We start from the raw sequence: 15,452 nt of genomic DNA, 5'->3' as shown, positions 1-15,452 counted from the left end.
ACCACATAAAAAATCGTTAACTCGCCATGAGCGATTTTCCAATCAAGAGCTTATGATCTTATACTTTTGGCTAATTTAACATTTACTCAACATAAGGAAGGCCTTCTAAATTGAGGAATTTCATTTAGTTACAATGAATTGGAAAAAACAACCTCCCGACTAAAGTTGCACAGACCCACCACCCTTTCACTGCTATCTTAATTTCGTAACATTAAATTAACACTACGATATGCAAACCGAAGGAGAAGGTCATGGCGTTCCAATCAACCGAACATGCTCAAGCCTACTGGAAGGAAAACTTGGGAATTATGGGCTCACTGCTGGCAGTGTGGTTCTTGGTATCATATGGTGCAGGCGTTCTTTTCGTCGACGCACTTAATACGATTCATTTAGGCGGGTTCAAACTAGGGTTCTGGTTCGCACAACAAGGGTCCATCTATACCTTTGTCGCCTTGATCTTTATTTACGTTGTGCGCATGAATGCGCTCGACAAGAAATACAACGTGCAGGAAGACTAAGAGGTTTACGAAATGGATATTCAAACTTGGACGTTTATTCTGGTCGGTATTACGTTTGCACTCTATATCGGCATTGCCATTTGGGCCCGTGCAGGATCGACCAGTGAATTCTATGTTGCTGGCGGTGGTGTTCACCCTGTTGCCAACGGCATGGCAACCGCAGCGGACTGGATGTCAGCCGCTTCATTTATCTCAATGGCGGGTATCATCTCGTTCATTGGCTATGATGGTACCGTGTACTTGATGGGCTGGACAGGCGGCTATGTGTTATTGGCGCTTTGCCTTGCACCTTACTTGCGTAAATTTGGCCAGTTCACCGTGCCAGATTTTATCGGTGAGCGATACTACTCAAAAACCGCGCGCATGGTGGCGGTATTTTGCGCCATCTTTATCTCGTTTACTTATGTTGCGGGGCAAATGCGCGGCGTCGGCGTGGTATTCTCTCGCTTCCTCGAAGTGGATATTAACGTTGGTATCGTCATCGGTATGGGGATCGTGTTCTTCTATGCGGTACTCGGTGGCATGAAAGGCATCACTTATACGCAAGTTGCACAGTTCTGCGTGCTCATTTTCGCCTTCCTTGTTCCCGCCATTTTCACCTCGATCATGATGACAGGTAACCCTCTGCCACAAATTGGCATGGGCTCAACCATTACCGGTACCGATGTTTACCTACTCGATAAACTCGATGGCTTAACTCAAGAGCTCGGCTTCACCGCCTATACCGAAGGCAACAAGAGCACGGTTGACGTGTTCTTTATCTGCGCAGCCTTGATGGTGGGTACTGCTGGTCTTCCTCACGTCATTATTCGCTTCTTCACTGTGCCTAAAGTGCGTGATGCGCGTATCTCAGCAGGTTGGGCATTGCTGTTCATCTCTTTGTTATACACCACAGCGCCAGGTGTTGCTGCTTTTGCTCGCGTGAACATGATTGAGACCATTAATGGCCCAGACATGCAAGGCGTACCCGCAACAGACGCGCCTACTTGGTTTAAGAACTGGGAGAATACTGGCCTTGTAAGCTGGAAAGATAAGAACAACGACGGTCGTATGTTCTACTCTGGCGATGAGCGCAACGAGATGAACATTAACCGTGACATCATCGTATTGGCGTCTCCTGAACTGGCAAAACTGCCAAACTGGGTGGTTGGCTTGCTCGCAGCTGGGGGTTTAGCTGCTGCGCTTTCGACAGCTGCAGGTCTTTTATTGGTTATCTCGACGTCAATTTCTCACGACTTATTGAAGAAAGGCTTCAAACCAAACATGACCGATAAACAAGAGCTGTTAGCCGCACGCTTAGCCGCCATCATTGCGATTGTGGGTGCTGGTTACCTAGGCATTAACCCACCGGGTTTTGTGGCTCAGGTGGTAGCGTTTGCCTTCGGATTGGCAGCCGCCTCCTTCTTCCCGGCCATTATTTTGGGCATCTTCTACAAGAAGATGAATAAAGAAGGCGCGATCGCGGGCATGGTCGCAGGGATTATCTTTACTGCAACCTACATCATCTACTTCAAATTCATTAACCCGGCAGCCAGCACGCCAGATAACTGGTTGTTTGGTATCAGCCCTGAAGGCATTGGTACGTTAGGTATGTGTTTGAACTTCGTGGTATCGATTGTGGTGAATAAATTTACCGCAGAAGTTCCAACCGAAGTGCAAGAAATGGTGGAGTCAATCCGCTTCCCGAAAGGCGCGGGGCAAGCTCACGACCACTAATCTTCACCTGCGAGCGTCATGCTCGATGTTCGCTCCGCAGTGAAGTGTGATAACAACCATAAAGCCGATGCCCACGCATCGGCTTTATGCTGCATGCTTAATTGACTCGATTCAACAGCGCGCGCAGTTTGAGTGGTTTTATTGGTTTGGGAATAAAGCTAAAGCCATTGGATTTAATCGCATCCATCATCTCTTCAGTGCGATCAGCGCTGATGATGACCCCTTCAAAGCTATCTCCAAGCCGCAAGCGACACTGCTGCAACACTTCTAAACCAGTGCGACCATTATCTAAGCGGTAATCCGACAAAATAACATCAGGCAACCAATTGTTTTCTAATGCTTTCAGGCTTTGCAGTAAGTCCGCTGCTACTTTGACATCACACCCCCACCTTACGAGCAGATCGTTCATGCCGACTAAAATATCAGCTTCGTTGTCCACACACAGTACGCGCAGATGATTGAGATCAGATGGCATACCTTGCTCTATCGCCAGTGTCGGAGCCTGTTTGACAGCTTCAGCGCGCGTCAAAGAGAGCGAAAACACGCTGCCTTTTCCATGCCAAGAGCGCATCGAAATTTCATGACCCAGCACATATGCAATGCCTTTTGAAATCGCTAAACCGAGCCCCAAACCTTGGTCAGAACGGACTTGACTACCACGGTTAAACTCTTCGAAGATTTCTTGCTGCTTATCTTGCTCGATACCAATGCCATTATCCCAAACATCAATCCTGACCTGATCTCGCACTCGGCGTACACCCAGCACCACTTTACCTTTAGGGTTGTAGCGAAACGCGTTAGTGAGAAAGTTTTGTACCACGCGACGTAATAATTTAGGGTCAGACATCACATAGAGCGAGGATGGGATCACTTTAAAATCAATCCCTTGCTGCTTAGCTAAGGCGCTAAATTCAGCGTTAAGATTCGAAAATACATCATTAATAGCAAAGCTATGAGAATGCACATCGAGCTTGCCGGACTCTAAACGTGAAATATCCAGCAAATCACCAATCAGATCTTCAGCCGCGCCCAGAGCACTCTCTATATAACCCGCCAACGTTTTCACTTCCGTCTCTTTGGCCACCTCCGAGAGCGAAGAGGCAAACAGGCGCGCAGCGTTCAACGGCTGCATTAAATCGTGGCTGACAGCGGCCAAAAAACGCGATTTTGATTGCGATTCTTGGTCTGATTTTTGAGTTGCCGCCACCAAGCGTTTGTTGAGGGTTTCAAGCTCTAGGGTTCGTTGGTGCACGCGCTCTTCCAAGGTTTCATTGGCCTCTTTTAATGCCTGCTCCGCTTCGCGAAAAACGGTGATGTCGCTAAAGCTCATCACAAACCCGCCGCCCGGCATCGGATTGCCTTGCACTTCAATAACTCGTCCATCAGGACGAATACGCGCCGAGGTGTGTCTGGTTCCTTGCTCAAGGTGATACACCCGCCGCCGCACGTGATCCTCAGGGTCACCAGGGCCGCATAATCCGTGCTGCGCGTTGTGCCGTATCACATCCGCAATCGGCCGCCCCACTTGAATCAGCCCAGCGGGAAACTCAAACAGTTCGAGATAGCGTTGATTCCACGCCACCAGCCGTAGCTTTTTATCGACCACGGTAATTCCTTGACCAATATGCTCAATGGCCCCTTGCAATAAGCCGCGACTAAAGTCGTACAGTTCGGATGCTTCATCAACAATAGTCGCCACTTCCTCAAGCTGCATATTGCGTCCTTGCAGCGCGGAAGTGAGCACTAATTTGGCCGAAGAAGCACCAAACACCCCCGCCAGCACTCTTTCTGTATGACGGATTAAGGTAGATGGCGCTTGTTGGTTAGGCAGTAACGTCTCTCGCTGCTGGCTCCAATATTGGCGAAAGGCGGTGCGAACGCGAGTGCGTCCCACAAAACGGGCAGCCAACATTTCAAGCTCAGCCACTGTCACGCGGCTTTGATACAAGCTGAGATTCTCACTCTCAGGCAGCGGCGTACCGACAAAAGAGGCCGATTGTAAACGCTCACTCAAACTCGGACGAGTCACCATAGAGACAACAACGTAGCAGAATGTGTTGAGCGCAACACTGAGCATCATGCCCCAATCTGAGTTTTTCAGCCCCATCTGCACCAACCAATCCGGCGGGGTGATCATCCATAACAGAACGTTACTTTGTGCATCGCCCGCCAGCATGTCGGTTTGGCTCATTAAGGTTACTAGCCACACAGTAAAACCGACCGCCAATCCAACATAAACGCCTTTGCGGTTGCCTTCACGCCAGTACATGCCACCAATCAATGAAGGGGCAAATTGGGTAATCGCCGCAAATGAGAGAAAACCGATCGCCGATAAAGAACCAATCGCATCCAGCGCCTGATAAAAACCCCAAGCGCCAAGCAGCAGCAATAGAATCAACCCGCGACGGATGTTGAGCAACAACCCAGATAAATGACGGTAGTTGCGCTGAGTTAAACGCATGCGGCGCAGCAGAAGCGGCATCACCAAATCATTAGAAACCATGATAGCCAATGCGATGGTCGAGACAATCACCATGCCGCTGGCCGCTGATGTGCCACCTAAAAACGCCAGTAACGCTATCTGCTCTGCGCCCACCGACATAGGCACGCTGAGTACATAAGTATCGGCAGGGCTGCCACTTAACAAACTTTGCCCAACCCATGCAATAGGTAGAACAAATAATCCCATTAAAGTCAGGTAAAGAGGAAATAACCAGCGTGCCGTGTGTAGATCTTGCGCGCGTTCATTTTCTACCACCATGGTATGAAACTGACGCGGTAAGCAGATGATCGCCATCATGGTTAATACGGTGTGGATCAACAGCGTTGGCCAGTTGGGCGCTTGATACGTCTGCTGGGCAATCGCACTTAGATCAACCGTTTCACGGCTTGAAGCCAGATAAATGATGAAACCGCCCACGGTTAAAAAAGCGACCAATTTAACAATCGATTCAAACGCAATCGCCATCATCATGCCGCGGTGGTGCTCGGTGTTATCAATATGCCGTGTACCAAACAGCATGGTAAATAGCGCTAAAGCCGCGACCACAAACCACGAGACGTGATAATTCTGATAACCAAATTGCGTAGCGAGGTTGGGGGCGACAATCTCAAGCCCCATAGTGATGCCGCGCAGTTGCAAGGCGATGTAAGGTAAAATGCCCACCACGGCAATCAAAGTTACGGTTACCGCTAATCCTTGCGATTTTCCGTAGCGAGCAGCAATAAAATCGGCGATGGAGGTAATATGTTCGCGCTTCGCAATCAAAATCAGCCGCGCCAACATACGCCAGCCAAGGGTAAACACTAAAATAGGCGCAATGTAGATAGGCAGAAATGACCAAGGGTTGCTAGCCGCTTGACCCACAGTGCCGTAAAAAGTCCAAGAGGTGCAATAGACCGCGATCGATAAGCTGTAGATCCACGGTCGCCATTTCGCCAGCCATTGGCTTTGCCTATCACCATACCAAGCGACGAGAAACAGCACGCCTAAGTAAGCGAGCGAAACGGGAACGACGATCCATCCTTGCATTTGATATCCTTATCGGTTCAAAAAAGCCTCTTCAAAGAAGAGGCTTCATTTAACTAAGGATAATTTTTAATCTCAATCAGTTAAGGTTAATTCTGTGCTTCAGGCGCCGCTTTCATTACCTCAGTACCTGACTCATTGGATGATGTGGGTTCGACTTTTATCAACAGCGCCAAGATGCCCATTGCTGCCATCGCCCAAAATACATTAGCGCCCCAGCGTTCATAACCCCAGCCACTCAAGGTGGTCATCAAAGCAATAAATGCCCCAAGTGGAATGGCATTATACAGCGCTTGCATAGCCACCATTTTGCTTTGTGGTGCGTGCTGAATGTATTGAATCGCCGCTATATGCGCCATCGCAAACGTCACCCCATGCAGCAGTTGAATCGTCCCTAGCGCAAGCAGCGCGGTGGTCGACGCCATTAAGGTCCAGCGCACCACAACCCCAATCGACGCGACAACAAATAATGTGCGTAGTGACCACCCTGAAAAAAGGCGTTTGCTGAGCGCAAATACCGCAACTTCAGCGGCAACCCCAAGGCTCCATAAATAGCCAATCAGCTCTTCCGAATGCCCCGCCGCTTTCCAGTGAATCGAACTGAAACTGTAATACGCCGCGTGACTGCCCTGTATTAGCGCCGCTAAAATCAAGAATTTTATCACTGGCCACTCACGCAATAACTGCGTCAGTTTCGGCCGGACGGCATGTGCATCACCAACCGTCACGGGCATTGGGTTGGGATTGCGCAAGCTAATCAGTAGCGAAACAAATACCCCAGCCAAGGCAGTGTAGAGGATCATGTCCGAACCATAACGTGCCACAAGTACGCCAACCACAGTAGAGCCGGCGATAAAAGCTACCGACCCCCATAAGCGAGTGCGACCATAATCGAGCATTTTTAAGCGTGCATAATAGTTAGCCATCGCATCGGATAGCGGCACCACGGGGCCACAGCAAAGGTTAAACAACACAGTAGCTAACGCCATCAGCCAGAAACTGCCGCCCGTAAAGAAGTGAAAACCAATAAATAAAAACGCCGCCAAACTTAACCAACGCAGTGCTGGTAGAAGAAGCTCGGCCTTATGGATACGCGGCGTAATCACCAAATTAGCGACGCAACGCGTAGCAAAGCCCATACCGATTAATACGCCGATATCGGTTGCTGATACGCCTTGGTTTTCAAACCACAGCGCCCAAAATGGCAAATAGACGCCATACGCAAAGAAGAAACCAATAAAGTACTGCGATATCCAACCATATGGAGAGGGGTTAAGCATGATTCATCCTGAACAAAACGAGGGAGAGAAAACGGCCGTATTATGCAGGCAGTTTAAGATTCTAAAAAGGGAAGTTTACTGATAAATCTGTTTCCTTATTCACAACCTTGCGGGTCATATCACTCATTAGACCAAAGTCGTCTGGAGGTAGTGGCGATTTTTGTCACACTTAGATAGGAATTTCTTCTGAGTGACGATCGTTATGCCTGACAAATTCAACATGCAGTCACCGCCCTTTGACCGCTTAACATTGCCGCAGCAACAGCGACTTCGCTCATCCTTGGATGTAGCGTATTTTCGTAGCAACGATCTGCTGCAGGCCAGTGACAGACCCAGCGTGTATCTACACGTACTGATCAAAGGCGCGGTCGAAGAACGCTCGCCAGATGGCAAAGAGATTTTTGCTCACTACGCCAACGATGACATGTTTGATGTACGCGCACTGTTTGAAGAAAAAGCCAAGCATCAGTACGTGGCGCTGGAAGATACCTTAAGCTATCTGCTGCCGAAAGCCGTCTTTCTCGAACTGTATAACGACAACGGCCAGTTCGCCGCCTACTTCGACAATAACCTTGCCAAACGCCAAGCTCTGCTTGATGTGGCACATCAGCAGAAGAATTTAGCCGAATTTATTTTAACTAAGGTTGATGACTCGATTTACCATCCACCGATGATTTTAAACCCAGATCAACCGCTCAACCAAGTGACCCAGCAATTACGCGATAACGGAGTTGATGCGGCCTTAGTTCGTCTTGCTGAGCATGATCAACGCTTAATCGAAAACCCCAGCGCGCACCCTTATGCTATCGTCACGCGCACCAATATGCTGCATTCAGTCATGCTCGATAACCACCCGCTCGATACCCCTGTTGGGGAAATTGCTACCTTTCCTGTGTTGCACATCAACGATGGCGATTTTCTGTTTAATGCGATGATCGCCATGACGCGCAACCGCATAAAACGGGTGATGGTGTGTGATGGCCATCAAGCCGTTGGCATGCTGGACATGACACAAATTCTCAGTGCTTTCTCCACTCATTCTCACGTGCTGACATTAAGTATTGCTCGCGCCAACTGCGTGGAAGAGTTAGCTCTCGCCTCCAACAAACAGCGGCAACTGGTTGAAAGCCTAATCAACAATGGCATTCGCACTCGTTTTATTATGGAGCTGATTTCAGCAGTCAATGAACAGATCATCGAAAAAGCCTTTCATTTGGTTGTGCCACCCGCGCTGCATGATCACTGCTGCTTGATCGTACTCGGCTCCGAAGGCCGTGGAGAGCAGATCCTCAAAACCGACCAAGATAACGCGCTGATCATCAAAGATGGCTTGCAGTGGCATCAAATGGGTGTGGTCATGGACACGCTCACCCACACCTTACAGCAGCTCGGCTATCCGCTTTGTCCGGGCAATGTGATGGTCAATAATCCCAAATGGGTTAAAAGCCAAACTGAGTGGAAAACCACGCTTAGCCAATGGGTGAACGCGGCCAAACCCGAGCAAGTGATGGACATTGCGATCATGGCCGACGCACACGCCGTCGCGGGCAACAAACACTTATTGGCCCCTATTAAACAGCACTTGAGCCATTTAATGGCCAACCAAGAATTGATTTTGATGGAGTTTACTCGCCCCGCGCTGAGCTTTTCTGTGCCACTCACGCTGTTTGGCACCGTAAAACACTCCAAATCTGGCTTAGATATTAAACAAGGTGGCATTTTCCCGATTGTGCATGGCATTCGCGCCCTAAGCCTTGAACATCAAGTTCAACAAAACAACACCTTTGAACGCATCGAGGCGCTAGTAGAGCAACGGGTTTTGGAAAAAGAAACCGCCGATAATCTCAGTGAAGCGCTCAAACAGTTCTTTAAATTGCGCTTAGCTCAGCAACTGAGCAATCAACACAGCACCAATAAACTCGATTTAAAACAGCTCGACCGAACCGAGCGTGACCTGCTCAGGCACAGTTTACACGTGGTGAAAAAATTCAAGCAGTGGCTTGGCTATCACTATCAAATTCGCGAATAGTGGAGGCGAACAATTGAATTGGTTTACACGCCATTATTGGTTTCACAAGCTGAAAGACTCGCCTTATCAGCCGTTGTTTGCGACGCCGATGCAAGGGGAATATGTGTCGCTCGATTGCGAAACCACCAGCCTTGACCCGAATCGCGCCGAGTTAGTGACGATTGCCGCCACCAAAATCATCGACAACCGCATTTTAACCAGCCAGCCATTTGAAGTGCGTTTGAGCGCGCCACAATCGCTCGACTCGGGTTCAGTCAAAATCCACAAAATTCGACATCAAGATCTGGTCGATGGCATCGACGAGCAAGAGGCCATCACTCACCTATTAGACTTTATCGGCAACCGACCTTTAGTGGGCTATCACATTCGTTATGACAAAAAAATCCTCGACCTCGCTTGTCGGCGACATTTAGGCTTTCCACTGCCCAATGCTCTCATCGAAGTAAGTCAGATCTATCATGATCAGTTAGAGAGAATGCTGCCGAACGCGTACATCGACCTCAGCTTAGAGGCGATTTGTCGCCATCTTGACTTGCCGATGCAGGATAAACACGACGCGCTGCAAGATGCCATCGCCGCGGCATTAGTGTTTGTGCGCTTGACCAAAGGTGATCTGCCTCCCTTTGTTGCACCTTACTCGCGCTAGCACTTACCCCACACTCATCCTAAAGTCTAATTGTAGAAAATCGCACTCTGGCTGACAGTTACCCACATACAGATTTTCCTTTCAGCGCAATTTGATCGCCAATCAACAGGGAAATTGTTCGAATTCACAAGGAGAAAAGCAATGAGTGAAGCCCACGTTTATCCGGTAAAAGAGAACATCAAAGCCAAAACACATGCGGATAATGACACTTACCTAGCGATGTACCAACAATCAGTGACCGACCCAGAAGGCTTCTGGAGTGAACACGGCAAGATTGTGGATTGGATTAAGCCTTTCACTCAAGTGAAACAAACCTCGTTTGATACTGGCCATGTAGATATTCGCTGGTTTGAAGACGGCACATTAAACGTCTCCGCTAACTGCATCGATCGCCACCTTGCCACTCGTGGTGATGAAGTGGCGATTATCTGGGAAGGTGACGATCCGGCTGACGATAAAACCCTCACCTTTAAAGAACTCCATCAACAAGTGTGTCGCTTTTCTAATGTGTTAAAAGATCAAGGAGTTCGCAAAGGAGATGTAGTCTGTCTTTACATGCCAATGGTGCCAGAAGCAGCCGTTGCGATGCTCGCTTGTACTCGAATAGGCGCAGTGCATACTGTGGTGTTTGGTGGCTTTTCACCGGAAGCCCTTTCCGGTCGCATCATTGATTCCGATGCCAAAATAGTCATCACCGCCGACGAAGGTGTACGTGGCGGTCGCGCTGTGCCCTTGAAGAAAAACGTCGATGAAGCCTTGACCCACCCTGAAGTGAAAAACATCAGCAAAGTGATCGTCTTTAAACGCACTGGTGGCCAAATTGACTGGCACGAACATCGCGATGTGTGGTGGCATGAAGCAACCGCAAAAGCTTCCGACCACTGCCCAGCCGAAGCCATGAAAGCGGAAGATCCCCTCTTCATCCTCTATACCTCTGGTTCAACGGGTAAACCCAAAGGTGTGCTACACACAACCGGTGGCTACCTTGTTTACGCGGCGATGACCTTCAAATATGTGTTTGACTATCAGCCGGGCGAAGTGTTTTGGTGTACCGCCGATGTGGGCTGGATCACTGGCCACACCTACTTGGTTTACGGTCCTTTGGCCAATGGTGCAAAAACCGTTCTGTTTGAAGGGGTTCCCAACTACCCAGACACCAACCGCATGAGTCAAGTGGTGGATAAACACCAAGTCAACATTCTTTACACTGCGCCGACCGCTATTCGCGCCTTGATGGCGAAAGGCAATGAAGCCGTCAAAGAGACGTCACGCACCAGTTTGCGCATTATGGGTTCGGTGGGAGAACCGATTAACCCAGAAGCGTGGGAGTGGTACTACAAAACCATCGGTAACGAAAAATCACCGATTGTCGATACATGGTGGCAAACCGAAACGGGTGGCATTTTAATTACGCCACTGCCGGGCGCGACGGCACTTAAACCAGGTTCGGCCACACGACCATTTTTTGGCGTGCAACCAGCCTTGGTCGATAACATGGGCAACATCATTGAAGGAGCTGCCGAAGGTAACTTGGTTATTTTAGATTCATGGCCGGGCCAAATGCGCACCGTTTATGGCGATCATGACCGTTTTGAACAAACCTATTTTTCAACCTTCAAAGGTATGTATTTCACCAGTGATGGCGCACGCCGTGATGAGGATGGCTACTACTGGATAACGGGCCGCGTGGATGACGTGTTAAACGTTTCTGGCCACCGCATGGGCACCGCGGAAATTGAATCAGCTTTGGTTGCTTTTGATAAAATTGCAGAAGCGGCAATTGTCGGCGTGCCACACGATATTAAAGGCCAAGCCATTTATGCTTACATCACCTTAAATGATGGCGTCTACCCCAGTGCCGAGTTGCACAAAGAGGTCAAAGATTGGGTACGAAAAGAGATTGGCCCAATTGCAACGCCCGATGTACTGCACTGGACCGATTCACTGCCCAAAACCCGTTCTGGCAAAATCATGCGTCGTATTTTGCGTAAAATCGCCACCGGCGACACCAGCAACTTGGGTGATACCTCGACACTGGCCGATCCTAGCGTAGTGGATAAATTGATCGCCGAAAAAGCAGAATTGTCTTAACGCTAACGATTCTACCTGCCGCGAGGCATTGAGATGATTAAGCCGTCACACTTGTGGCGGCTTTTTCTTTCCCTCTCAGTTCTTCTCATTCTGTTAACTCGGTTGCAGAATTAAATGAGTAAACTATCTGATAAGACCAGTAAATTGCTGCCATTTGCGCTGAATTAGCTATAATCTTGGGCAATTTCTTAAATTCAGGGAATTTTTGACGAAAAATTCACTCTGACCTAAGAATAATATGGGAATATTAATATTCGTTTCACGATATAGGGAGATGTCGACACAATGACTGCTAAATCTCGCATTCTGGTCTTAAATGGGCCAAATCTTAACCTGTTAGGGCTACGTGAACCTGCACATTATGGTTCTGACACCTTAGCGCACATTGTCGAGACATTACGCGAACAAGCGCAAAAAGCAGATATTGAGTTAGAACACCTTCAATCGAACCGCGAATATGAGCTGATCGAAGCCATCCATGCCGCTTACGGCAAGGTCGACTTCATCATCATTAATCCCGCCGCATTGACGCACACCAGTGTGGCACTGCGCGATGCGTTATTGGGTGTCGCCATCCCATTTATTGAAGTGCATCTATCCAACGTTCACGCACGTGAACCTTTTCGCCACCACTCCTATCTGTCGGATAAGGCGCAAGGGGTGATTTGCGGGTTAGGTGCACAAGGTTATGAATTTGCTCTTGCAGCTGCCATAAAAGCGCTACAGGCAAAATAACCCACATACGATCAACGATAAACAAACACTCTACGGCCCAACCTTAAGGGCTGACGTATTCACAAGATAAAGAGAAAGAAAAGATGGATATTCGTAAAATCAAGAAGCTTATCGAACTGGTAGAAGAATCTGGCATTTCTGAACTAGAAATCTCTGAAGGTGAAGAATCGGTACGCATCAGTCGTAACACTGCGCCAGTACAGATGGCTCAGATGCATTACGCTGCACCAGCGCCAGCACAACAAGCCGCGCCAGTCGCTGCCCCTGCGCCAACGGCTGAAGCCGCCGCGCCTGTAGCGCCAAAAGGTCACCAAGTACTTTCGCCAATGGTCGGTACTTTCTACCGCTCACCAAGTCCAGATTCAAAAGCGTTCATCGAAGTCGGTCAAAGTGTTTCAGTCGGTGACACACTATGCATCGTTGAAGCGATGAAAATGATGAACCAAATCGAAGCCGATAAAGCAGGTATCGTTACGGCAATCCTACTTGAAGACGGCCAGACCGTTGAATTCGACCAACCGCTTGTTGTTATCGAATAATCGAGGTTTGCTTTATGTTAGATAAATTAGTCATCGCGAATCGAGGTGAAATTGCACTTCGTATTCTGCGCGCATGTAAAGAGCTTGGCATCAAAACTGTTGCCGTGCACTCCACTGCCGATCGTGATTTAAAACACGTACTGCTGGCCGACGAAACCATCTGTATTGGCCCAGCACGTGGTATTGACAGCTACTTAAACATTCCACGCATTATTTCTGCAGCAGAAGTAACTGGCGCAGTAGCAATTCACCCCGGTTACGGTTTTCTTTCTGAAAACGCCGACTTTGCTGAACAAGTCGAGCGTTCAGGCTTCATTTTTGTTGGCCCGAAAGCCGATACCATTCGCATGATGGGTGACAAAGTGTCAGCCATCAGCGCAATGAAAAAAGCGGGCGTTCCTTGTGTGCCGGGTTCTGACGGCCCACTGGATGGCGATGAAGTCAAAAACAAAGCCCATGCGAAACGCATTGGATACCCTGTGATCATTAAAGCTTCTGGCGGCGGCGGCGGTCGTGGTATGCGCGTGGTCCGTAGCGAAAATGAACTGACCCAAGCGATCGCAATGACGCGTGCCGAAGCCAAAGCAGCATTCAACAATGACATGGTTTACATGGAAAAATTCCTAGAAAACCCACGTCACGTTGAAGTACAAATTATTGCGGATGGTCAAGGTGGCGCAATTCACCTTGGTGAACGTGACTGCTCAATGCAGCGTCGTCACCAAAAAGTGGTTGAAGAAGCTCCAGCACCAGGTATTACCGAAGAGATGCGTAAATACATCGGTGAACGTTGTACACGCGCTTGTCTCGAAATTGGCTATCGTGGTGCCGGTACGTTTGAGTTCCTATACGAAAACGGCGAGTTCTACTTCATTGAGATGAACACGCGTATTCAAGTTGAGCACCCAGTCACTGAAATGGTCACTGGCGTTGACCTCATCAAAGAACAGCTTCGCGTCGCCGCAGGTCAACCACTGTCGTTTACCCAAGATGACATCAAGATCCGTGGCCATGCAATTGAATGCCGTATCAACGCGGAAGATCCGGTTCGTTTCCTCCCTTCTCCGGGCAAAATCGAACACTTCCACGCGCCGGGCGGTATGGGCGTGCGTTGGGAATCACACATTTATGCTGGCTACACAGTGCCGCCGCATTATGATTCAATGATCGGCAAGCTTATCACTTACGGTGAAAACCGTGACGTGGCGATCGCGCGCATGAAAAATGCGTTAAACGAAATGATCGTCGATGGCATTAAAACCAACATCACCTTGCAGCAATCGATCATGCAAGATGAGAACTTCCAACACGGTGGAGCGAACATCCACTACCTTGAGAAGAAATTGGGTTTACAGCACTAATTTTCGCGTCGCGAGAGACCAAATGCTCACTTCGGTGAGCATTTTTGTTTTCGGCAGCCGAGTCAGTTTCTGCTAAACTCTGCGCCAACTGACGACATAACAGAGCAACTGACATGCCTTGGATTCAAATTAAACTGAACGCAACTAACGCCAATGCCGAGCCAATTGGCGACATGCTGATGGAAGAGACGGGCGCAGTATCCGTCACTTTTCTTGATGCTCACGACACCCCTGTTTTTGAACCGCTTCCGGGCGAAACTCGCCTTTGGGGCGATACCGACGTGCTAGCGCTATATGATGCCGAAGCCGATAGCGCATGGATAATTGACCAAATTCGCTCAAGCAAACTGCTGAGTGATGACTTTGCCTACAAAGTTGAACAGCTCGAAGATAAAGACTGGGAACGTGAATGGATGGACAACTTCCACCCGATGAAATTTGGTCAACGTTTGTGGATTTGCCCAAGCTGGCGTGAAATCCCAGAACCTGACGCTGTCAACGTAATGCTCGACCCGGGCCTTGCATTCGGTACAGGGACTCACCCGACGACCGCATTATGTTTAGAGTGGCTCGAAGGGCTCGACCTGACAGGTAAAACCGTCATCGATTTTGGTTGTGGTTCAGGCATCCTAGCCATTGCAGCGATCAAATTGGGCGCAGCCAAAGTCGTCGGTATTGATATCGACCCACAAGCACTGCTTGCTTCTAACGACAACGCAGGACGCAATGGCGTAGCTGACCAACTTGAAGTGTATTTGCCACAAGATCAACCTGAAGGCTTAATCGCTGACGTGGTTGTGGCCAACATTTTGGCCGGCCCACTGCGTGACCTGAATGGTGTGATCAAAGGGTTACTTAAACCCAATGGCCAACTTGCGATGTCCGGTGTTTTGGACACTCAAGCCGAAGAAGTTGCCAACCATTATCGTGACGAGCTTCACATTGACCCGATAATTGAGCTCAATGAGTGGTGCCGCATCTCGGGTCGCAAGCAAGGCTAGATAAGAC

11 protein-coding genes are annotated in these 15,452 nt (G+C 49.0%); 9 read left to right on the top strand and 2 right to left on the bottom strand.

The annotated features are described in order from the left end of the window. Positions 1-251 precede the first annotated feature (251 nt). Together AACQ17_RS15950 and AACQ17_RS15945 are read left to right on the top strand one after the other, a co-directional pair. The gene (locus AACQ17_RS15950; RefSeq protein ID WP_013855818.1) at positions 252-518 is read left to right on the top strand and encodes a DUF4212 domain-containing protein; all 267 of its coding nucleotides are present in this window, start codon (positions 252-254) and stop codon (positions 516-518) included. 12 nt (positions 519-530) lie between these two features. Next, positions 531-2,234, top strand: coding sequence for a sodium:solute symporter family protein (locus AACQ17_RS15945; protein WP_013855817.1), 1,704 nt, complete (start codon positions 531-533; stop codon positions 2,232-2,234). 97 nt (positions 2,235-2,331) lie between these two features. On the opposite strand, the gene AACQ17_RS15940 is transcribed toward AACQ17_RS15945, so the two are convergent. Then, positions 2,332-5,766 carry a PAS domain-containing hybrid sensor histidine kinase/response regulator gene (locus AACQ17_RS15940; RefSeq protein WP_094146941.1) on the bottom strand — a complete coding sequence of 1,145 codons (3,435 nt, stop codon included), beginning with the start codon at positions 5,764-5,766 and terminating at the stop codon, positions 2,332-2,334. A gap of 86 nt (positions 5,767-5,852) precedes the next feature. Further along, positions 5,853-7,043 carry a 3-phenylpropionate MFS transporter gene (locus AACQ17_RS15935; protein WP_094146942.1) on the bottom strand — a complete coding sequence of 397 codons (1,191 nt, stop codon included), beginning with the start codon at positions 7,041-7,043 and terminating at the stop codon, positions 5,853-5,855. Between the two features lie 202 nt (positions 7,044-7,245). On the opposite strand from AACQ17_RS15935, the gene AACQ17_RS15930 reads away from it, so the two are divergent. The 7 genes from AACQ17_RS15930 (at position 7,246) to prmA (ending at position 15,445) form a co-directional block, all read left to right on the top strand. Then, positions 7,246-9,072: a DUF294 nucleotidyltransferase-like domain-containing protein gene (locus AACQ17_RS15930; RefSeq protein WP_094146943.1), complete on the top strand. Its 1,827-nt coding sequence runs from the start codon at positions 7,246-7,248 to the stop codon at positions 9,070-9,072. Positions 9,073-9,085: 13 nt separating this feature from the next. Then, positions 9,086-9,718, top strand: a complete 633-nt coding sequence (locus AACQ17_RS15925) for a 3'-5' exonuclease (RefSeq protein WP_026027882.1) — start codon at positions 9,086-9,088, stop codon at positions 9,716-9,718. A 141-nt stretch (positions 9,719-9,859) separates the two neighbouring features. Continuing rightward, on the top strand, positions 9,860-11,809 hold the full coding sequence (gene acs, locus AACQ17_RS15920; RefSeq protein ID WP_094146944.1) for an acetate--CoA ligase: 1,950 nt from the start codon (positions 9,860-9,862) through the stop codon (positions 11,807-11,809). A gap of 285 nt (positions 11,810-12,094) precedes the next feature. Next, positions 12,095-12,544 carry a type II 3-dehydroquinate dehydratase gene (gene aroQ / locus AACQ17_RS15915; protein WP_013855811.1) on the top strand — a complete coding sequence of 150 codons (450 nt, stop codon included), beginning with the start codon at positions 12,095-12,097 and terminating at the stop codon, positions 12,542-12,544. Between the two features lie 83 nt (positions 12,545-12,627). Continuing rightward, positions 12,628-13,083 carry an acetyl-CoA carboxylase biotin carboxyl carrier protein gene (accB, locus tag AACQ17_RS15910; RefSeq protein ID WP_013855810.1) on the top strand — a complete coding sequence of 152 codons (456 nt, stop codon included), beginning with the start codon at positions 12,628-12,630 and terminating at the stop codon, positions 13,081-13,083. Between the two features lie 14 nt (positions 13,084-13,097). After that, positions 13,098-14,444 (top strand): acetyl-CoA carboxylase biotin carboxylase subunit, encoded by a 1,347-nt coding sequence (gene accC, locus AACQ17_RS15905; RefSeq protein WP_017042212.1) that lies wholly within the window; start codon positions 13,098-13,100, stop codon positions 14,442-14,444. Between the two features lie 113 nt (positions 14,445-14,557). Then, positions 14,558-15,445, top strand: a complete 888-nt coding sequence (gene prmA / locus AACQ17_RS15900) for a 50S ribosomal protein L11 methyltransferase (RefSeq protein ID WP_013855808.1) — start codon at positions 14,558-14,560, stop codon at positions 15,443-15,445. Positions 15,446-15,452 lie beyond the last annotated feature (7 nt).

Source organism: Vibrio sp. V10_P2A27P122 (assembly GCF_963874335.1).
GTDB classification, from domain to species: domain Bacteria; phylum Pseudomonadota; class Gammaproteobacteria; order Enterobacterales; family Vibrionaceae; genus Vibrio; species Vibrio anguillarum.
This window is presented reverse-complemented; position numbering and strand designations above follow the sequence as displayed.